Source organism: Pseudomonas sp. HT11 (assembly GCF_044875395.1).
Lineage (GTDB): Bacteria > Pseudomonadota > Gammaproteobacteria > Pseudomonadales > Pseudomonadaceae > Aquipseudomonas.
Map to the genome: position 1 here is coordinate 1,277,992 of NZ_CP173217.1, position 20,487 is coordinate 1,298,478.

The window sequence follows — 20,487 nt, forward strand, 5'->3', positions numbered from 1 at the left end:
CGCATTCACGCGCGAAGGGCGTCCCTGACGCAAGCACTCATCTTGTTTGTAGCAAGCTACAAAAATTGTAGCTCCTGCGACACAAAACACTCGGGCCATCGGCCAAAACCCCAGCCCTGCGGGCTTTTAGCCAGTTGGCACAATCCCTGCTCTACCCCTCCTGCAAGCGCAAAGAGCGCGATTTTCTCCAAGCCCTCCAACTCAAGGAAAGGCAATGATCCACTGGCATATCGTGTGTGACTTCGACGGGACCATCACCCCAACCGACGTCATCGACAACGTCCTCCAACGCTTCGCCGGCCCCGAGTGGGAAACCATCGAACAGGAATGGCTGGATGGGCATATCGGTTCCCGCGAATGCCTGAGCCGCCAACTGGCGCTGATCAAAGCAACCCCGGCTGAACTGCTGGCGTACTTCGACAGCGTCGAGATCGACCCGGACTTCCCGGACTTTGTCGATCACGTCATGGGCCTGGGCGCGACCATCGAAGTGGTCAGCGACGGCATCGAACAAGGCATCGCGCGCATCCTGTCGCGCAACTACGTGACCTTGCTGCCGATCCTCGCCAACCGCTTGCGCCAGGTCGACCAGAACAGCTGGCGCATCGACTTCCCGTATTCCAGCGATGCCTGCCGTGCCGCCTCCGGCAACTGCAAGTGCAAATCCACCCCGCGCAACAAGCGCGTGCTGGTGATTGGCGACGGCAAGTCCGACATGTGCGTGGCTTCCACCGCCGACTTCGTCTTTGCCAAAGGCAGCCTGGCCGACTATTGCCAGGCCAACAACATTCCTCACGCGCGCTTCGACACCTTCGCCGAAGTGACCGCATTGCTGGCCAAGCTGCCTCAGGGCATCGCGGCCAACGCCACCACCTTTACTGCTGACAACCAGGAACTCTTCCACCATGTCTGATATCCGTATCGCCACTGCCGAAGACCAGATCCTTCTGGATAAAGAAGCCAAGTACTGCTCCTACGGCGACACTGTTCACTACATCGAGCCGCCGCGTATTTTCAGTCGTTGCGAAGGCTCCTACGTGTGGGACACCGAAGACCAGGCCTACCTCGACCTGCAAATGTGGTACTCGGCCGTCAACTTCGGCTACGCCAACCCGCGCCTGAACAACGCGCTGAAACAGCAGATCGACACCCTGCCGCAAATCGCCAGCCAGTACCTGCACAAAGGCAAGATCGAGCTGTCGGAAATGATCGCGGTCGACGCCAAGAAGAAGTTCGGCCTCGACGGTCGCGTGCACTTCAACGTCGGCGGTTCGCAGTCCATCGAAGACTCCCTGAAGGTTGTGCGTAACGCCACCAACGGCAAGAGCCTGATGTTCGCCTTCGAGGGCGGCTACCACGGCCGTACCCTCGGCGCGTCGTCGATCACCTCCAGCTACCGCTACCGTCGCCGTTACGGCCACTTCGGCGAGCGCGCGCAGTTCATCCCGTTCCCGTACCACTTCCGCGGCCCCAAAGGCATGACCAAGGAAGAATACGGCAGCCACTGCGTGCAGCAATTCGCCCGTCTGTTCGAGACCGAATACAACGGCGTGTGGGACCCGAAAGTCGGCCAGAGCGAATATGCAGCGTTTTACGTCGAGCCGATCCAGGGCACCGGCGGCTACGTGATCCCGCCGATGAACTTCTACCGCGAACTCAAGCATGTACTGGACCAGCACGGCATCCTGATGGTGTCCGACGAAATCCAGATGGGCTTCTACCGTACCGGCAAACTGTGGTCGATCGAGCACTTCGACGTGCAGCCGGACGTGATCGTCTTCGGCAAGGCGCTGACCAACGGCCTGAACCCGCTGGGCGGCATCTGGGCCCGTGAAGAGTTGATCAACCCGAAGATCTTCCCACCAGGTTCGACGCACTCCACCTTCGCTTCCAACCCACTGGGCACGGCGGTAGGTTTGGAAATGTTCAAGATGACCAGCGAAGTCGACTACGGCGCGATGGTCATGGCCAAGGGCAAATACTTCCTGGAAGGCCTGCAAGACCTGCAGAAACGTTTCCCGATCATCGGCGACGTCGATGGCCTGGGCCTGGCCCTGCGCTGCGAAATCTGTGGCCCGGATGGCTTCACGCCAGACAAGGCGACCCTGGACTACATGGTCGAAGAAGGCATGAAGGGCGACATGGTCGTCGATGGCCAGAAACTCGGCTTGATCCTCGACGTGGGCGGCTACTACAAAAACGTGATCACCCTGGCGCCGTCGCTGGAAATCAGCTACCCGGAAATCGACCTGGGCTTGAAGCTGCTCGAGCAACTGCTGGTACGGGCGACCAAACGGTGAATGCCTCCGGGATCGACCTCGGTGAAGGTGATGCCGGCTTCGTTCTCGGTGAAGGTCCGGTCGGGATCCTGTTGATCCACGGCCTGACCGGCACCCCGACGGAATTGCGTCAGGTCGCCAAAGGCTTGGCCAAGGCGGGTAACTGCACGGTGTACGTGCCCACCCTGGCCGGACATTGCGGCGACAACAGCGACCTGCAGGCCACCGGCTGGCTGGACTGGTACGAAGGCGTGCGCAACACCTTCGTGCAGGTCAAGCAACGTCACGAGCAAGTGTTTGTCGGTGGCTTGTCCATGGGCGCGGTGATGTCGATGTACGTGGCCGCCGAACACCCTGGGCAAGTGGCCGGGCTGTTGATGTATTCCACCACCTTGAAGTACGACGGCTGGAGCATTAACAAACTGGCATTCTTGACGCCGTTGTTAATGAAGATTCCTTTCGGCGTACACATCTGCCGCTTCGAAGAGAAGCCGCCTTACGGCATCAAGAACGAGCGCCTGCGGGCCATCGTCGAGCGTCAGATGAAGGAAGGGGAGAGCAGTGAAGCCGGTTTGCTGACCATGGAAGGCATTACGGTGCGCGAGTTGCACCGCATGAACGCCGTGGTCAAGAAACGCATGCCCGAGGTCAAGGTGCCGGCGCTGGTTTTGCACTCCATTGAGGACGACATCACCAGCCGCTGGAATGCCGATTACGTGGAGCGCCATTTGGGCGGCCCCGTGACCAAGATTCTGTTGGACAACTGCTACCACATGATCACCGTCGACCTGCAATACCGACGCGTGATCGAGTTGAGCGCCGAGTTTGTCGAGCAACATGCCGAGGCTATCCAGGCGCCCGTAGACTATCGACAGCGGGCTTAAGCCTAAGGACGCGACGTGATCACCGCTCAAGCCTTCTCGACTATCCGGGCCATCCAGCGCAGTGCCTGGAACGACTGTTTTCCCGGTGCTCTGGAGGATTGGGATTTTTACGTCGCCGTGGAAAACGCGGCCATTGATGACTTTAAATGGCGCTACCTGGCGGTTTACGAAGATGAAACGCTGGTGGCAGTGGCCGCCGCGTTCATCACCCATTATCGCCTCGACACCACGGTGTCGGGCGCCGGCAAGCGTTTTACCGAACGCCTGGAGCGACTGTGGCCGGGTGTTTTACGCTTGCCGCTGTATGCCATTGGCTCGCCGATAGCCGAGCGTTGCGATGCAGGTATTGCAAGCGGCGTACCCCAGACGCGACGCCCAGTGTTGCTCAAGCAGTTGCTGCAAGCCGCGCGACAGGATGCCAGTGCCTTCGGGATTGGCCTGGTGGCGGTCAAAGATGTACCGACCGACGACTCGCACTGGGCGACCAGTTGCCGCAGCGCAGGTTTCCAGAGCATGCCGAGTTTGCCCAGCGGTCTGCTCTCGGTGCCCTACGGTTCGGTAGACGCCTACCTTGGCTCGTTGTGCAAATCGACGCGCAAGGACCTGCGCCGTAAACTACGTGCGCCGGGCCCGCGCGTGGAGTGGCGGCGCAATATTGATGATGTGTTGCCGGATGTCATGCGCTTGTACGAGGACACGCTCGAACGCTCGCAGCTGCAGTTCGAACGTTTGCCGGCGCGTTACTTCACCGGCATCCTCGAACGGCTTGAAGGGCGTGCGGTCTGTGTTCTTTATTGGGTGGACGAGCACCTGGTGGCGTTCAATCTGATCCTGCTGGACCAGCACCGCCTGATCGACAAGTTTTTTGGCCACGACATGGCATTCAGCCGCGAATACAACCTGTACTTTCGCAGTTGGCTGACCAACGTCGAATACTGTATTCAGCACAATATCCCTGTGTACGAGTGCGGTCAGGAAGGGTATGCCAGTAAGCTGCGCCTGGGGTGCGAGTTCCAAGGCAACAGCATGTTCTTCCGTCACCGTAACCGGCTGGTCAACAGCCTGCTCAAGCTCGTGAAAATGTACCTGAGACCGGACCGTTCCGACCCTGCCATGGCTGCTGCGATAAGCGAAACCTGATGATCACCAAAACCCGCCAGAAAGCCCGCCCCTTTGCCATTTCGCGCTGGAGCGTCCAGCGCAAGCTGGTGCTGGCGTTCTGGCTGGTCAGCGTTATTCCCACCATGATCGCCGCCGAGCTGGCGGCGACCACGCTGTCGCAGATTTTCGACAGCAACGTGCGTATCTGGCTGCAAGAGTCGACCAAGATCGTCAAGGACGAAATCGGCGACATCCTTCATGACAACGCGCGCATGGCCAAGCTGTTCCTGCGCTACACCAGCCCGCCTTCGAACAAGCAGGCCGCCAAGCACGACCGGCTGACCGCCGACATTGCCGACGCCACGGACATCGACGTGGTCGCGCTGATTCGCGTGAGTGATCACAAGGTCGTGTTCAGCACGGCCTCCGACGATGTGGTCAAGCAGATCGACCTGACCAGCAACGCCGTCCTGCAAACCGTGCAGGTGGCGGGCGTGAGTACGGGCCTGGTGGTCTCGACCTTCGAAACCACCCAGGAGGGCGTCGACTACCTGCTGTTGGTGGCGACGTACCTGGACAGCAGTTTCCTCACCAGCGTGGCCGATGTGCATTCCCTCGACCTGCGCCTGTACCTGGCCAATCCGTCGGGCTTTAACGAAATCTTCTCGACCCAGCGTTTCGAAAACCACCCCTCGCGCATTCCCAAGGACGTCGAAACGGCCATGCGCGCCACCAAGCAGCCGAGCGAGCAGTTCACCAACAACTACAGCGGTCTGTATTGGCCCATCTTCAATGATGCCGGCGACCTGCAAGGGGTGATCTTCAGCGGCCTGCTACGCCATACCAGCCTGGTCGGGCTGGTGAATCAGAGCAACCTGTTCGTGCTGATTTTCCTGCTCAGCTCGGCGTTGTCCCTGGGCGCCGGCGTGCTGGTGTCGCGGCGCCTGACCAAACCGCTGCGTGATTTGTCCCAAGGCGTGGACGCGGTGATCTCGGGGCATTACGAACACCGCGTATTGGTGAGTGGCGGCGATGAGCTGGCGCAGTTGAGCAGCACCTTCAACCACATGACCGAGCGCCTGGGCGAGCTGCATCACCTTGAAGCCCAGTTGCGCCGTCGCGATCGGCTGCACGCCCTGGGCGAAGTCGCCATGGGCCTGGCTCACGAGATCCGCAACCCGCTGGGCATCATCAAGACCGCGACCCAACTGTTGCACCGTCGCGCCGACCTGGCGGAAACCGACAAGCGCCATCTGGAATACGTGATCAGCGAGGTCAGCCGCATCAACGACCTGATCACCGAATTCCTCGATTTTGCCAAACCCAACCCGCCGCTGCGTGTACTGCAGCCGGCGCGAGCGTTGGTCGAAGAGATTCTCGGTTTCTGCAGCCCGGAACTGTCCACGCATAACATTGACGCGCAGATTGACGACCAGGCACCCGGTGCGACGATCTATGCCGATGCCAAACAGCTCAAGCAGGCGTGCCTCAACCTGATTCTCAACGCCATCGACGCGATGCCCGAAGGCGGACGCCTGACCCTGGGCATTCGCAGTGTCGACGGCAACACGGTGATCAGCATCGCCGACACCGGCCAGGGCATCCCGGCGGATATGATCGAGCGGATCTTCACACCGTTCGTCACCACCAAGGCCTCGGGCACGGGCCTGGGCCTGGCAAAAGTCTATTCGATCATGGAAAGTCACGACGGCAGCATTGAATGTGCCAGTGAGAAAGATGCCGGCGCCACCTTCAGCCTGTACATTCCGGCCCAGGGTGATGACGACGGCGACGATGAGGATGGTCATGACGCATAACGTATTGGTAGTCGACGACGAGCCCAAGCTCTGCGACTTGTTGTCGTCGGCCCTGAGCCAGAACGGCATTCAGGTATTTACCGCAAGCAACGGCCTGCACGCGCTCAAGGTGCTGGAACAGGAAGACATCGACCTGGTGATCAGTGACTGGCGCATGCCCGGCATGGACGGCCCGGCGCTGCTGGCCGAGATCAAGGTGCGTTTCCCGGATTTGCCGGTGATCGTGATGACCGCCTACAGCACGGTGAAAAACGCCGTGCAATCAATGCGCAACGGCGCCTATGACTACATTGCCAAGCCGTTCGACATCGACGAACTGGACATCACCGTCGCCAAGGCCTTGCAGTTTCGCGACATCATGCGCGACAACGCGCGGCTGCGCGCCGAACTCGATCACCATGCGCAGTTCGACAGCCTGGTGGGTGACAGCCCGGCGTTTCGCCAAGTGCTGCATGCAATCGATTCGGTGCGTGACAGCAACGCCACCATCCTGCTGACTGGCGAAAGCGGCACCGGCAAGGAAATGGTCGCGCGCGCGATCCACAAACACGGCAGCCGTGCCGACAAGCCATTTGTAGCGGTCAACTGCGCGGCGATTCCGGAAGGCTTGCTGGAAAGTGAAATGTTTGGCCATCGCAAGGGCGCCTTCACCGGCGCCGTGGCGGATCGGGTCGGGCGCTTTATGCAGGCCGACAAGGGCACGTTGTTTCTGGATGAGGTGGGCGATATGCCCCTGGCGTTGCAGGCCAAGATTCTGCGCGCGTTGCAGGAGCGGGTGATCGAGCCGGTGGGCGACCCGCGCGAGCGCAAGGTGGACGTGCGGGTGATCGCCGCCACCAACAAGAACCTGCTGGACGCGGTGGTCAATAAAGAGTTTCGCGAAGACCTGTATTACCGTCTGAATGTGTTTCCGATCCCGCTGCCGGCCCTGCGCGAACGCGCCGAGGACATCGTGCCCCTGGCCCGGCACTTTGCCCAGACCCTGAGCGCCACCGCCGGCAAACGCATCACCGGGTTCAGCCCGGAGGCCTTGCAGGCCATGGCGGCTTACAACTGGCCGGGAAATATCCGCGAGCTGCAAAACTGCGTGGAGCGCGCAACCATCGTCGCCGCCAAACCGGTGATCGAAGACATCGACCTGCCGGCCTACCTGTTTGCTTCAAAACCGGCAGAGGACGGCGTCACGGCGCTGCTCGGTGACAACCCTGGCGTGCCTGCGGACCTGGACGCGGCGCTGGCGGACGTCGAGAAAACCTACATCCTGGCGGCGTTGCACGAGAGCAACGGCGTGCAGGCTGCGGCGGCGGCGAAGATCGGGATTTCAGAGAGAAGCTTCTGGTATCGGTTGAAAAAGCTGGGGATTCAAGTGGACAAGATCGTGCGTTGATCTATCAGGCTCACCACTGATCCAAATGTGGGAGCTGGCTTGCCTGCGATAGCGGTGTATCAGCCAACTCAGCTGGCACAGACAGACCGCTATCGCAGGCAAGCCAGCTCCCACATTTTTTACCCCGGTGTGTCAGGTATGGAGGCGAACCCACACACTCACCAACACCGTCGCCGCCATCAGCCACGCCACCGCCGCCACGGCGAGTGACGCCTCCAGGCGCAGGCGGTCGACCATCACATACAGCGTCGCCAAATACACAAAATACGGAATGATCGACCACATCCCAAACACGATGGTGGTCTTCAGGTCCTCCACCGAGCGGCCCTTGCCGACGATGTAGTGCGCAATCAACGCAAAGGTCGGAAACAGCGGCACCAGCCCCGCGATGTAATAGTTTTTGGTCTTGGCCAGCGCCGCCAGGATCAACACCACCGCCGCGCCAATGGCGGCCTTCAGCAATAGATCCATCAGTGGCTCAACCCGTATTTCTTGACCTTGTCGAACAGGGTGGTCTTGGCCATTCCCAGTTCCAGGCTGGCCTGGGTCAGGTTGCCGCCGCTGCGCTGCAGGGCATCGTTGAGCAGGTTGCGCTCGAAGGCTTCCACCGCTTCGGTGAAGGCCAGGCCGTGGTTGCTGTTGCCGCTGCCGCTTTTCTTGAAGGCGGGCAAGCCCAGGGCAAAGCGCTCGGCGACGTTGCGCAGTTCGCGCACGTTGCCTGGCCAGTCGTGGCTCATCAGCGTCGACACGGTCTGGTTGTCCAGCTCCGGCGCGGTGCGATCAAAGCGCAAGGAGGATTGCTGCAGGAAGTGCTCGAACAACTGCAGAATGTCTTCGCGACGTTCGCGCAACGGCGGCAGTTCCAGGGTCACCACGTTGAGGCGGTAGTAAAGGTCGCTGCGAAATTGGCTGGCGCGGCTCAGCTCATCGAGGTCGGATTTGGTGGCGGCGATCACCCGGCAATCCACCGCCACGCTCTGGTTCGAGCCCAGCCGTTCAAGGGTGCGTTCCTGCAACACCCGCAGCAGTTTGATCTGCAGGTTGATCGGCATGCTTTCCACTTCATCGAGAAACAGTGTGCCTTCGTGGGCGTGCTCGATCTTGCCGATGCGCCGTTTGCCGGCGCCGGTAAAGGCGTTGGCTTCGTGGCCGAAAATCTCGCTTTCGAACAGGTTTTCCGGCAGGCCGCCGCAGTTCAAGGCAACGAACTGATGGGCATGGCGCCGGCTGAAATCATGCAGGCAGCGTGCGACCAGTTCCTTGCCGGTGCCGGTCTCGCCTTCGATCAGCACGTTGGCCGAGGTGTCGGCGACGTTGGCGATCAGTTCGCGCAGGTTCTGCATCGCCGGCGAGCGGCCGATGATGCGGCCCTCCAGCGAGTCACGCTCGGCCAGTTGGCGGCGCAGCGACCACACTTCTCGCGCCAGCCCGCGTTGCTCCAGGGCGCGGCGCGCCACGTCGACCAGGCGTTCGGGGGAGAAGGGTTTTTCCATGAAGTCGTAGGCGCCATTGCGCATGGCCCCGACGGCCATCGAAATATCACCGTGCCCGGTAATCAGCACCACCGGCAGGCTTTTATCCAGCGCTTTGAGGCGGGTCAGCAGCTCGAGGCCGTCGATGCCCGGCAGGCGAATGTCGCTGATGACGATGCCGGCAAAGTTCTCGCCAATGCGCTTGAGAGCTTCTTCAGCACTGCCCACGCCCACGCTGGGAATGTCTTCCAGCGCCAGGGCCTGTTGGCAGCCGAGCAGCACATGGGGATCGTCCTCGACGATCAGAACGGTGAGGTCGTCTTTTGCGGCTGGGGTGTCTGTATTCATGTCGACTCAGCTTTTTGAGTGCCCACCAGCGGCAGGCACAAGACAAAGGCAGTACCACCGCTGGCCGGATGTTCCACGGCAAGGTTGCCGCCGGTGGCCGCCGCGAGGCTGGCGGAAAGGGTCAGGCCCAAGCCCAGGCCTTGTTCGCCGGGTTTGGTGGTGAAGAACGGTTCGAATAAATGCTTGCGCGTTTCGGGGTCGATGCCATGCCCGTTGTCGCGTACGTGCAGGCGGTACCTGCCCTCAAGCACCTGGCCATCCAACCACAGTTCGGGCGCAGGTTGCGCCTGCATCGCGTCCAGGGCGTTGCCGATCAGGTTGACCAGGATCTGCTCCAGGCGCGTCTGGTCGATCTGCAATTGAGCGTTGGCGAAGTCGCGGTGCACGGTCAGCGGCAGGCCGTCGAGACGAGCGCCGAGCACCTGGAACGCGGCGTCCACAGCTTTACCGAGGTTGGCTTCGCCCTGGTCATCACCGCGCCGTGCAAACGAGCGCAGGCTGGCCGTGATGCGGCCCATGCGATCGATCAGTTCATTGATGGTCTTGAGGTTGGCACTGGCGGTGTCGAGCGCGCCACGTTCGAGGAAGCGCACGGTATTGCCCGACAGCGTGCGCAGCGCCGCCAGCGGCTGGTTCAACTCATGGGCGATGCTGGTGGACATCTGGCCGATGGCGGCGAGTTTGCCGGCCTGTACCAGTTCGTCCTGGGCGCGGCGCAAGGTTTCTTCGGCCTGGCGCCGTTCGCGAATCTGGCCCTTGAGCCGTTCGTTGCTGGCACGCAGGTCGGCGGTGCGTTCGGCAATCCGCCGCTCCAGCTGGCTGTTGGCTTCCTGCAAGGCTTCCCGCGCGGCGAGGCGAGTGGCGATCACCTTGCGGCGTTCGTTCCAGGCGATCAGCAAAAACGCCACCAGGCCGAATGCGACAGCGACCAGAATGCCCTGGTTGATCGCCGCGCGGCGCAGCTCATTGAGCGGCGTCAGCAGGGTGAAATTCCACGGCGTGTCGTTGAGCGGGCGGGTTTGCGCGAGGTAGCTGACTTCGTGCTCGTCGTTGACCACTTCGCTGTTGGCCGGGAAGGTCAGCTTTTCGGTGCCCTCATTGAGTCGCTCACGGGCCAGCGGTTCCAGCTCGTTAAGCGTCGCCCAGTAATATTGCAGGCTGTGGGCCAGGCGTTCTTTGGTGTCGTCGCTCAGCGGGCGCACGGCCTTGAGCCGGCGGGCCGGGTCGCTGGAGAGGATGATGATGCCGTTCTCGTCGCTCACGAACGCTTCGAGGCGCGCACGCTGCCAGCGCTCTTCGAGGGCTTCGAGGCGCACTTTGACCACGGCGACGCCGATGATCTTGCCGTGTTCTTCCAGGCCGTGAGCCAGGTAGTAGCCGGGCTCGCCGTTGGTGCTGCCGATGCCATAGAAGCGGCCCGGCTGGCCGCGCACGGCATTCTGGAAATAGGCGCGAAAGGACAGGTCTTCACCCTGGTAACTGTCGGCATCGCGCCAGTTACTGGTGGCCAGCACGCGGCCGGTGGTGTCCATCACGTAGATGGCCCGACTGCGACTGCGTCGGTTCAGGCCTTCGAGGTAATCATTGACCGTCTGCCGGGTTTCCTGGTTCGGGTCGGCCAGCAGCGTGGAGACGCTGGATTCGAGCTCCAGCAGGCTGGGCAGGTAGGTGTATTTGCTCAGTTCGCTTTCGACGGTGCGCGCGTGCAGCTCCAACTGGCGTTCGCCGTTGTCGCTGAGGGTACTGATGCCGTAATACTCACTGACCCAGAAGCCGATATAACCCAAGCCGATCATCAAGGCGATGATCAACGGCGGCAGGAACAGTTGGCGAATCAGACGAGGTTTCACGGCAAGTGATGGCGGTGCGGCGCGAAATTGGTTGGGGTCGCATTTCATCACAGTTGCCTTGGGTCAACCAGAGCTGTCAGCCCTGCCGCGAACCGGTTCATGTGGGAGCTGGCTTGCCTGCGACAGGATCTCCTCGGTGTCACTGATAGACCGAGGTGTCTGCATCGCAGGCAAGCCAGCTCCCACACAAAACGGTTCCCACAGAGAGAACGAAGCCGGTTTTAGTGCTGCAGGATTTTCTCAAGGAAGTGCTGCGCGCGTTCGGAGCGGGCGCTGATGTCGCCGAAGAACTCCTCCTTCGGGCAGTCTTCGATGATCTTGCCGGCGTCCATGAAGATCACGCGGTCGGCCACTTTGCGCGCAAACCCCATTTCGTGGGTGACGCACATCATGGTCATGCCTTCGTGGGCCAGTTGCACCATCACGTCGAGCACTTCGTTGACCATTTCAGGGTCCAGCGCCGAGGTCGGTTCGTCGAACAGCATGACGATCGGGTCCATGGCCAGGGCGCGGGCAATCGCCACACGTTGTTGCTGGCCGCCGGAAAGCTGGCCCGGGTGCTTGTGGGCGTGTGCCGAAAGGCCGACGCGCTCAAGCAGTTGCAGGCCCTTTTTGGTGGCTTCTTCCTTGCTGCGGCCGAGCACCTTGATCTGCGCGATGGTCAGGTTTTCGGTGATGGTCAGGTGCGGGAACAGTTCGAAGTGCTGGAACACCATGCCCACGCGCGAGCGCAGTTGCGGCAGGTTGGTCTTCGGGTCGGCGATGGAGGTGCCATCCACCACCACGTCGCCTTTCTGGAACGGTTCCAGTGCGTTGACGCACTTGATCAGGGTGGATTTACCCGAGCCGGAAGGCCCGCACACCACGATCACTTCGCCTTTTTTAACCTCGGTGCTGCAATCGGTCAGCACCTGGAAGTCGCCATACCACTTGTTGATGTTCTTGATAGAGATCATACGGCAAACCTTTTTTGCAGACGCTTGACCAGCAGCGAGGCGGAAAAGCTGATGATGAAGTAGACGACACCGGCGAAGATCAGGAACTCATTGGAGCGGCCAATGATGTCGCCGTTGGAGCGGGCGGAGTTGAGGAAGTCCACCAGGCCCACGGTGTAAACCAGCGAGGTGTCCTGGAACAGGATGATCGACTGTTGCAGCAGCAACGGGGTCATCTTGCGGAACGCCTGGGGCAGGATGATCAGACGCATGGTCTGGCCATAGGTCATGCCCATCGCCTGTGCGGCGGCCATCTGGCCCTTGGGGATCGACTGCACGCCGGCCCGCACGATTTCACAGAAGTACGCGGCTTCGAACATCATGAAGGCCACGACGCAGGAGGTGAACGCACCGATCGGGGTGTCTTCGCCTGTGATCCAGCGCAACACGAACGGCACCGCCAGGTAGAACCAGGTGATCACCAACAGCAGCGGGATCGAGCGGAAGTAGTTCACGTAGGCGCCGGCCAGACGCGACAGCAGTTTGCTGGACGACAGGCGCATCAGCGCCAGCATCGTCCCCAGCGCGATACCGCCGATCACACCCATGACCATCAACTGCAAGGTCATGACCATGCCGTTCCACAGGCCGGGAATGGCGGGGATGATGCCGCTGAAATCGAAGTCCATTATTTACCCCCCACGGAGATCAGGCCGGGCACCGCGACTTTCTTCTCGACCACGCGCATCAGCAACATCAGGCTCATGTTCAGGGTGAAGTAGATCAGCGTGGCCAGGGTGAAGGCTTCAAACAGGTTGGCCGAGAACTCGGCAGTCTGTTTGGTTTGCGCCAGCAGCTCCATCAAACCGATCAAGGACGCCACGGAGGAGTTCTTGAACACGTTGAGAAATTCCGAGGTAAGCGGCGGAATGATGATGCGGTACGCCTGGGGCAGCAGCACGTTCCAGTAGATCTGCGGCAGCTTGAAGCCCATGGCGCGTGCGGCAGATTCCTGGCCGCGTGGCAGCGCCTGGATGCCGGTACGCACTTGTTCACACACACGGGCGGCGGTGAACAGGCCCAGGCACACGACGACGCTCAGGTAGGCCGAGGTAGTCGGGTTGAGGTCTTGTTTGTACCAGTCCTGCAGGTTTTGCGGCAGCAGATCGGGTATCAGGAAGTACCAGATAAACAGCTGAACCAGCAGCGGCACGTTACGAAACAGTTCCACGTAGCAGGTTGCGATGCCCGATACGATGCGGTTTGGCACGGTGCGCATGACGCCCAGAATGGACCCCAGCAACAAGGCGATAATCCATGCCACGACAGCGATGGCGATGGTCCAGCCCAAGCCGGCGATGTACCAGTCGAGATAAGTCTCGCTGCCCACGCCAGTGGACTTGAAGAACACGCCCCAGTCCCAGTTGTAATTCATTAGGGTCTCCCCTCGAAATCGATCGATGTACAAGCACCCGCTTGGGGAAGATCCTTTCCCGCCCGACGTTGAACGCCAGGCACACGCGATCGGCTCGAAAACCGCCAGGTCGAGTGTTCCAAATTAAAGCCAGCAGGTAGTAACAGACGCCTGAGGGAGGGTTGGCTCCCTCAGGAGACAAGCTTAGTCAGGTATCAGATTTTTACGTCAGGGGCTGGTTTGTCGCTTGGGTTAGCGATCAGCTCCTTAACCTTGTCGCTCATCGGGAAGTTCAGGTTCAGGCCTTTTGGAGGAATCGGGCTCTCGAACCACTTGCTGTAGATCTTGTTGATTTCGCCGGATTTGTACAGGCCGACGATGGCGTCATCGACAGCCTTTTTGAAGGCCGGGTCGTCTTTACGCACCATGCACGCATAGGCTTCGAAGGACTGTGGCGTACCGGTGATGACCCAATCGTCCGGCTTCTTGGCCTTGGCTTCTTCGCCTGCGAGCAGGGCGTCGTCCATCATGAAGGCGACGGCGCGGCCGCTTTCCAGCATCTGGAAGGATTCGCCGTGGTCTTTGGCGGAGATGACGTTCATGCCCATTTGCTTGTCGGCGTTCATCGCTTTGATGATGCGCTCGGACGTGGTGCCAGCGGTGGTCACGACGTTTTTGCCTTTCAGGTCGGCAAAGTCAGCGTAGGACGGCTTGCCATCCTTGTCTTTCTTGACCAGCAGGCGGGTGCCGATTTCGAACATGTTGACGGTGAAATCAACTTGTTGAGCGCGTTCGGCGTTGTTGGTGGTGGAGCCGCATTCGATATCCGCGGTGCCGTTCTGGATCAGCGGGATACGGGTTTGCGAGGTGACCAGGTTGTATTTGACCTTCAGATCGGGTTTGTTCAGGTCTTTTTTCAGGGCTTCAACGATGGCCAGTTGAATGTCGTGGGAGTAGCCCACGGGTTTGCCCGAGCCATCCGCGATGTAGGAGAACGGAATGGAGCTGTCGCGGTGAGCGAGAGTGATAGTGCCGGAGTCGTTGATTTTCTTCAGTGTGCCGGTGAGTTCGGCGGCGAAAACTGGAGTGCTGATCAGAGCAGCAGCGATAGCTGCGCCCAGGATATGGGGAACGATGCGCATCAATACTTCCTCGACATTTGTTTTTTTTATGAAGCCGGCTAAACGGCTCTCTTTTGTACAGCGAATGCCCGTGACGGCTCCTGAAGCGTCGCAGGCAATCGTCAGGGAGTGTAGAGCATGAGTCGTGCCATACCAGGGATAAAAGGTTATCTGGTTGATTTATATGGGGATTAAGTTTGCGCGGCGGGAGGGGTTTGGTGGTTTGGTCCGGCAAACCGAATGGTTCGGGGTGTGGTGTTCGGAAAACCGAATGGCTTTGGGGAGGCGGTGTATATGCGTTGCTGCGGTAACGGCGGCTGGCGATTCCGCTCTTACAGCGGGTCACTTTTGGCAAACGCAGAGCACGGCGGCCTGGTAGCCGACCTGAGTGGTAGAGGCAAAAGCGGATCAAAAGCACAGCAACACATTTCTATCTGAAGCACAGAGCTCCAAATGTGGGGAGCGGGCTTGCCCGCGAATGCGGTTTGTCAGTCAGGTCATGTGTTGCTGACCCACCGCCTTCGCGAGCAAGCCCGCTCCCACAATTTGACCGAGTTCATCTGCCACCACCGCACTGCTTTGCTTTTCTGTGGGAGCTGGCTTGCCTGCGATGCAGGCAACTCGGTGTATCAGGCATAACCAGTTGATGCCATCGCAGGCAAGCCAGCTCCCACATTTGATTGAGTTCAGGTTCCAAAATCAGGTCGGCTACCAGGCCGCCGTGCTTTGCTTTTGATTTTGATCTTAGGCACACCGAGTCTAAGCGAGGTGCCGAGTGGTGGGGCAAGAGCCTTTTGGTTACTTTTGGGCTCTTTTCAAAAGTGACCCGCCGTAAGAGCGGAACCCATATCAGTCATCACCCAAACAACGGATATACCCCCCAAAACAACCCCCCAATCAGAACGTATAGTCGGCCGAAACAACCGCCGCACGCCCATCACCCGGCACCGCCCAGCCGTTGTTACGGATGCGCGTCAGGTATTCCTTGTCGAACAGGTTGTTGACGTTCAACTGCAGGTTCAACTGTTTGTTGACCTTGTAGCCGAGCATCGCGCGCTGCACGGCGTAGCCCGGCGCAGTCGGTGCCCCGGCGGCGCTGACCAGGTACTGCTTGGATTGCGCCGTGATGCCGTAGCCCACCTGAAAGTCGTAGGGCAGGTCGTACACCGTCCAAAGACTGGCCGCATGTTTGGGCGTGAACGGCAGCGGCTCGCCTTTCTGCGCGTCGAAACCGGTGGTGGCCAGGGTGAAGTCGCTGGCGCTGCGCAATACGCGGGTATCCAGGTAGGTGTAGTTGGCGAAGACCTTCCACTTGTCCGTGATCGCACCGCTCAAGCCGAGTGCCACGCCGTCTGCACGTGCTTTACCGTCGAGCGATTGCATGCCGCTCAGGTTGGTTGGGTCGGGATCGGCGACTTTGTAGTTGGTGCGGTCATTGCGAAAGATCGCGCCGGTGAACGACAAGGCATTGTCGAGGAAGTCCCACTTGGTGCCGATCTCATAGCTGACGGCGGTTTCCGGGGCAACGTTGCAGTTGTTGGTGGGCGCGCTGGACGTTTTGGCCGGGGTGAAGCAGCCACCATTGACGCTGGCTTGCGACGGCGTCTTGCTGTTGCCGTAGGCGATGTAGAAACTGCCGTTTTCCACCGGTTTGTACACCAGTGCCAGGCGATAGGACGTCAGGTCGTCCGCTTGGCCGTAGCGAACGCCGGGCGTTTCCACGCCGGTGCTGGAGTAGGCATTGGTGACCGAGCTGCCGGCGTTGTGCTCGTAACGCAAACCGCCGTTGATTTCCCATTGCGGGTTGAGTTTGAGCGTGTCGAAGGCGTAGGCGGCGCGGTTGTTCAGCGCGCCGTCGACGTGGGCCGCACGGGTGAAGTTGACGGGGCCAGTCCAGTCCGAGTTGGGATCGCTGAAGCTGACCGGCGGCGGAACGATCGTGCTGCCGTTGCTGTTGGTCAGCCATTTGCCGGTATCCGCCTCGTATTCCTCGCGGCTGATGGCGATGCCGGTGACCAGTGTGTGGTCGATGAAGCCCGTGCTGAAGTGATTGGTTACGTCAGTCTGGTTGGTGAACATTTTGTTCTGGGTGTTGCGCTCGTTGCCCAGCGAACCGCCGCTTGGCTGGAAATAGCCAGGCTTGAGGCCGGCGGCGCAGGGCGCGCCCGTTATCTGGGTGCCGCTGGCCAGGCAGCCGGCCTGGGCACCTTCGGGGCCGGAGGCGCGCAGGTCCTGGCGCACGCGCTCGACGCGGGTGAAGTTGCGCACTGACACGGCGTCGTTGAAGTCGTGTTCAAGTTTCAGGCTGAACGCGTCCGAGGTGATCTGCTGGTCATTGATGTTGTGGTAACCGTAGTAGTCGCTCCAGCCCACACCCGGCATCGGTTTGCCGTTGTAGATGGGGATGCCGTACTGCGGCGTGTTGTCATCTTTCTGGTGTTCATAACTGACGGTAACGCGCGTCGGCGTGCCCAGGCCAAAGGCGATGGAGGGCGCAATGCCCCAGCGCGAGTAATCTTCATAATCGCGGCCCGGCACATCGTTACCATGCGCCATCAGGTTGAGCCGGAACGCGGTGGTGTCGTTGAGTTGCTGATTGGTGTCCAGCGTGGTGCGCTTGTAGTTATCGGTGCCGATGCCGGCGCTGATCGTGGTTTTGTCGCGTAATTCCGGCTGCTTGGACACCAGGTTGATGGTGCCGCCGACCGCGCCGGAACCTGAATACACCGAACTTGCACCGCTGACGACTTCGACCTGTTCCAGGTTGAACGGGTCGGTGCGGCTGTATTGCGCGCTGTCGCGCACGCCGTCGACGTAGATGTCGCCGCTGGCCGAGAAACCGCGCAGGTTGATGCTGTCGCCGTAACCGCTGCCGCCTTCGCCGGCGCCGAAGGTAATGCCCGGCACGGTGCTGAGCACGTCGCGCAGGGTCAGCAGGTTTTGATCATGAATGACTTCCTTGGGCACCACGGTAATCGTCTGCGGTGTATCACGCAGCGCCTCGGTGTACTTGGGGGAGGAAGGCGCTACGGGGTTGTAAGCGCTCTGGCTTGGGGCCTGACCTTCGATACTGGTCGCGCCGAGCTCAATTACACCTGTGCCGTCATCCGCAGTCTGCGCTGCATAGCTGAATCCTCCTTGCGCAGCCACTGCCAAGCCCACCGCCGACGCGAGCAAATGCCGCGATGAATGGGGGGCAGAACTGATCCCGGTAGCCATTGAATAGTCTCGTGTTGTTGGAATTGAGAGGTGATCGTAATTGATAAACGATCTCAAATGTAATACTTTGTAACAGGATGATTCATGAAATTTTTGTCAGTTTGAGAGAGTGCAGACGAGCATGCAGAGCACGCGGCCAGGCAATGAATCGGGTGAAATCGGTGATAACCCGCGCGCATATGCGCGTTGGGTGATGCAGGCTGCGCAATTGGGTGATGCCGATGCGCAGGCGACCTTGGGTCAGCTGTTGCTGGATGGTCGGGGCATACAAAAGGACGAAGCGTTGGCGCTGAGCTGGTTTCGCATCAGCGCACGTCAGGGCCACCCGATGGCGATCAACATGATCGGGCGCTGCCTGGAAAACGGCTGGGGTTGCGAAATCGACCTGCCGGACGCCGCCGTGCATTACCGCAAAGCTGGCGACCTTGGGCTGGATTGGGGGCTGTATAACTACGGCCAGTTGCTGACGCGCGGTCGCGGTGTGGAGCGCGACCTTGTCGCCGCGTATGAGTTATTCGGGCAGGCAGCCGCTAAAGGGCACGCCAAATCGATGAACCTGCTGGGGCGGTTTCACCATGAGGGCGTCGTTGTGCCCAGGGATGTGCAACTGGCGCGGCAGTGGTATCAGCGCTCAGCCGAGGCGGGCGATTTTCGCGGGCAATACAACCACGCTGCCGAGCTGGCCGAAACCGGCGATGAGCGCCAGGCCTGCCTGTGGCTGGAGCGCGCGCTGGCAACGGCAACGCCGGGTTTTTTGCAGGCGGCTTATCCGGTGTTGCTGGGCTCCGCTCTCGGCGGGATTCGTGACATGGGCCTGCGGTATCAGCGCCAGGCGCTGCAGGCATAAAAAAAGCCCCTGGACCTTTCGGCGCAGGGGCTTTTCACAACGGCCTGATCAGGCTGCTTCGATCTTCGCGCGGTTCTGCTCGACCTTGGACAGGTAACGCTGCACGTTGGCCTGTTCCTCTGGGGTGGTGAACAGCCCGAGCTTGGTGCGGCGCCACAGCACGTCCTGCGCTTGCGTGGCCCATTCCTCGGCGCACAGGTAATCGACTTCGCGGGTGTACAGGCCGCCACCCAGGTGGTCGCCCAGGTCAGCCAGCGACTGCACACCTTCGAGTAAGCGCCAGGTGCGGCTGCCATAAGTGGTGGACCAACGACGCGCGATCTCGGCCGGCACCCAGTTGAACTTGGCGCGAATGGCCTCGGCCAGCGCTTCTGGCGTGGTCATGTTCTCGCCACCCGGCAGGCTGGCCGTGGCCGTCCAGCTCGGACGCATCTGTGTGAAGAACGGCGCCAGCTGCGCCATCGCCGACTCGGCGAGTTTGCGGTAGGTGGTGAGCTTGCCGCCGAACACTGACAGGATTGGCGCCTCGCCAGTGCCGCCAGACAGCGACAAGGTGTAATCGCGGGTAATGGCCGACGGGTTATCCGACTCGTCGTTGCACAGCGGGCGCACGCCGGAGTAGGTGTGGACGATGTCGTCGCGGCTCAACTGCTTCTTGAAGTGGGCATTTACCACCTTAAGCATGTAGTCGGTTTCACCTTCGGTAATCGCTACTTTCGCCGGGTCGCCGGTGTATTCACGGTCGGTGGTGCCGATGATGGTCAGGTGGTTGAGGTACGGAATGGTGAAGACAATGCGCTGGTCCTCGTTCTGCAGAATGTGCGCGTGGGCGCCTTCGTACAGTTTCGGCACGATCAGGTGGCTGCCCTGGATCAAGCGGATGCCGTAAGGCGAATCCAGCTTCAGGTCTTCCTTGATGAACTTGGCGACCCATGGGCCGGCGGCGTTCACGAGGGCGCGGGCACGGATCGAGAACAGGCTGCCATCGGCGCGTTCCATGTTCATTTCCCACATGCCGTTGTTGCGGTGCGCGCTGATGCAACGGGTCTGGGTGTGGATATGCGCGCCTTTTTCGCGGGCGGCCATGGCGTTCAACACCACCAGGCGGGCGTCATCGACCCAGCAGTCGGAGTATTCGAAGCCTTTGGTGATTTCGCTTTTCAGCGGGCTGTCAGGGCCGAATTTGAGGCTCTTGGAACCGGCGAGTTTTTCACGCTTGCCCAAGTGGTCGTACAGGAACAGGCCAGCACGGATCATCCACGCCGGGCGCAGGTGCGGGCGGTGCGGCAACACGAAACGCATTTGCTTGACGATATGCGGGGCCTTGGCCAGCAGCACTTCGCGTTCGGCCAGGGCTTCGCGCACCAGGCGGAATTCGTAATGTTCGAGATAACGCAGGCCACCGTGGATCAGCTTGCTGCTGGCCGAGGATGTGTGGCTGGCCAAGTCGTCTTTTTCGCAAAGGAATACCGACAAACCGCGACCGGCTGCGTCTGCTGCGATGCCGACGCCATTGATCCCGCCACCAATTACGGCAACGTCATAGACTTCGGCAAGCGGTGGGGCAGGCAAGGTGGAAGGGTTCATCGGCTAGCCTCGCGATCTTTTCGTCTTGGAATTCGAACATTAATGTTCATTTGCGAAAATGGTAGCTGATAAACGCGCGCACAGCCAGCCGACTTCGATTGAAAAAACTCATCGAAGGGCTGGAAAAGGAAAATTTGTGAACATGAGGGTGTTAGATAGATCGCCTTCGGGGGCAAGCCTCCTCCCACAGGTTGATCGCATTCCAATGTGGGAGGGGGCTTGCCCC

At 60.4% G+C, this 20,487-nt stretch carries 16 protein-coding genes; 7 read left to right on the forward strand and 9 right to left on the reverse strand.

Annotation, left to right across the window (positions count from 1 at the left end):
* Positions 1–214 precede the first annotated feature (214 nt).
* The 6 genes from ABWL43_RS05665 to ABWL43_RS05690 are packed head-to-tail and all read left to right on the forward strand — an operon-like array spanning position 215 to position 7,468.
* On the forward strand, positions 215–913 hold the full coding sequence (locus ABWL43_RS05665) for an MtnX-like HAD-IB family phosphatase (protein ID WP_262210525.1): 699 nt from the start codon (positions 215–217) through the stop codon (positions 911–913).
* Entirely contained in the window at positions 906–2,300 is a 1,395-nt protein-coding gene (locus ABWL43_RS05670) for an aspartate aminotransferase family protein (protein ID WP_106579418.1), read from the forward strand. The genes ABWL43_RS05665 and ABWL43_RS05670 overlap by 8 nt, the downstream gene beginning before the upstream one ends.
* Complete coding sequence (locus ABWL43_RS05675) at positions 2,297–3,163, forward strand: carboxylesterase (RefSeq protein WP_145161515.1); 867 nt, start codon at positions 2,297–2,299, stop codon at positions 3,161–3,163. The genes ABWL43_RS05670 and ABWL43_RS05675 overlap by 4 nt, the downstream gene beginning before the upstream one ends.
* Before the next feature lie 15 nt (positions 3,164–3,178).
* On the forward strand, positions 3,179–4,303 hold the full coding sequence (locus tag ABWL43_RS05680; RefSeq protein ID WP_242194431.1) for a GNAT family N-acetyltransferase: 1,125 nt from the start codon (positions 3,179–3,181) through the stop codon (positions 4,301–4,303).
* A complete protein-coding gene (locus ABWL43_RS05685) occupies positions 4,303–6,081 on the forward strand; it encodes a HAMP domain-containing sensor histidine kinase (RefSeq protein ID WP_145161518.1) in 1,779 nt (592 codons plus the stop codon). Before ABWL43_RS05680 ends, ABWL43_RS05685 begins: the two co-directional genes overlap by 1 nt.
* Complete coding sequence (locus tag ABWL43_RS05690; RefSeq protein ID WP_404487096.1) at positions 6,071–7,468, forward strand: sigma-54-dependent transcriptional regulator; 1,398 nt, start codon at positions 6,071–6,073, stop codon at positions 7,466–7,468. The genes ABWL43_RS05685 and ABWL43_RS05690 overlap by 11 nt, the downstream gene beginning before the upstream one ends.
* A gap of 132 nt (positions 7,469–7,600) precedes the next feature.
* Here the strand turns inward: ABWL43_RS05690 and ABWL43_RS05695 are convergent, their stop codons facing one another.
* The 8 genes from ABWL43_RS05695 to ABWL43_RS05730 all read right to left on the reverse strand — a co-directional run bounded on the left by ABWL43_RS05695 (position 7,601) and on the right by ABWL43_RS05730 (position 17,827).
* Positions 7,601–7,930 (reverse strand): GlpM family protein, encoded by a 330-nt coding sequence (locus tag ABWL43_RS05695; protein ID WP_178119692.1) that lies wholly within the window; start codon positions 7,928–7,930, stop codon positions 7,601–7,603.
* Positions 7,931–7,938: 8 nt separating this feature from the next.
* The gene (locus ABWL43_RS05700; RefSeq protein ID WP_145161527.1) at positions 7,939–9,288 is read right to left on the reverse strand and encodes a sigma-54 dependent transcriptional regulator; all 1,350 of its coding nucleotides are present in this window, start codon (positions 9,286–9,288) and stop codon (positions 7,939–7,941) included.
* Entirely contained in the window at positions 9,285–11,186 is a 1,902-nt protein-coding gene (locus ABWL43_RS05705; protein ID WP_262210520.1) for a sensor histidine kinase, read from the reverse strand. Before ABWL43_RS05705 ends, ABWL43_RS05700 begins: the two co-directional genes overlap by 4 nt.
* 173 nt (positions 11,187–11,359) lie before the next feature.
* The gene (locus ABWL43_RS05710; protein WP_012722475.1) at positions 11,360–12,094 is read right to left on the reverse strand and encodes an amino acid ABC transporter ATP-binding protein; all 735 of its coding nucleotides are present in this window, start codon (positions 12,092–12,094) and stop codon (positions 11,360–11,362) included.
* Entirely contained in the window at positions 12,091–12,762 is a 672-nt protein-coding gene (locus ABWL43_RS05715) for an amino acid ABC transporter permease (protein WP_106579410.1), read from the reverse strand. The genes ABWL43_RS05710 and ABWL43_RS05715 overlap by 4 nt, the downstream gene beginning before the upstream one ends.
* Positions 12,762–13,508 carry an amino acid ABC transporter permease gene (locus ABWL43_RS05720; RefSeq protein WP_003208731.1) on the reverse strand — a complete coding sequence of 249 codons (747 nt, stop codon included), beginning with the start codon at positions 13,506–13,508 and terminating at the stop codon, positions 12,762–12,764. Before ABWL43_RS05720 ends, ABWL43_RS05715 begins: the two co-directional genes overlap by 1 nt.
* A 194-nt stretch (positions 13,509–13,702) precedes the next feature.
* The gene (locus ABWL43_RS05725) at positions 13,703–14,629 is read right to left on the reverse strand and encodes a glutamate/aspartate ABC transporter substrate-binding protein (protein WP_145161533.1); all 927 of its coding nucleotides are present in this window, start codon (positions 14,627–14,629) and stop codon (positions 13,703–13,705) included.
* A gap of 876 nt (positions 14,630–15,505) precedes the next feature.
* Entirely contained in the window at positions 15,506–17,827 is a 2,322-nt protein-coding gene (locus tag ABWL43_RS05730) for a TonB-dependent receptor (RefSeq protein ID WP_404487100.1), read from the reverse strand.
* A gap of 121 nt (positions 17,828–17,948) precedes the next feature.
* Here ABWL43_RS05730 and ABWL43_RS05735 point away from each other — a divergent pair, with 121 nt between their 5' ends.
* Positions 17,949–18,674, forward strand: coding sequence for a tetratricopeptide repeat protein (locus tag ABWL43_RS05735; RefSeq protein ID WP_404487102.1), 726 nt, complete (start codon positions 17,949–17,951; stop codon positions 18,672–18,674).
* Between the two features lie 48 nt (positions 18,675–18,722).
* On the opposite strand, the gene glpD is transcribed toward ABWL43_RS05735, so the two are convergent.
* Entirely contained in the window at positions 18,723–20,261 is a 1,539-nt protein-coding gene (glpD, locus tag ABWL43_RS05740) for a glycerol-3-phosphate dehydrogenase (RefSeq protein WP_262210516.1), read from the reverse strand.
* Positions 20,262–20,487 lie beyond the last annotated feature (226 nt).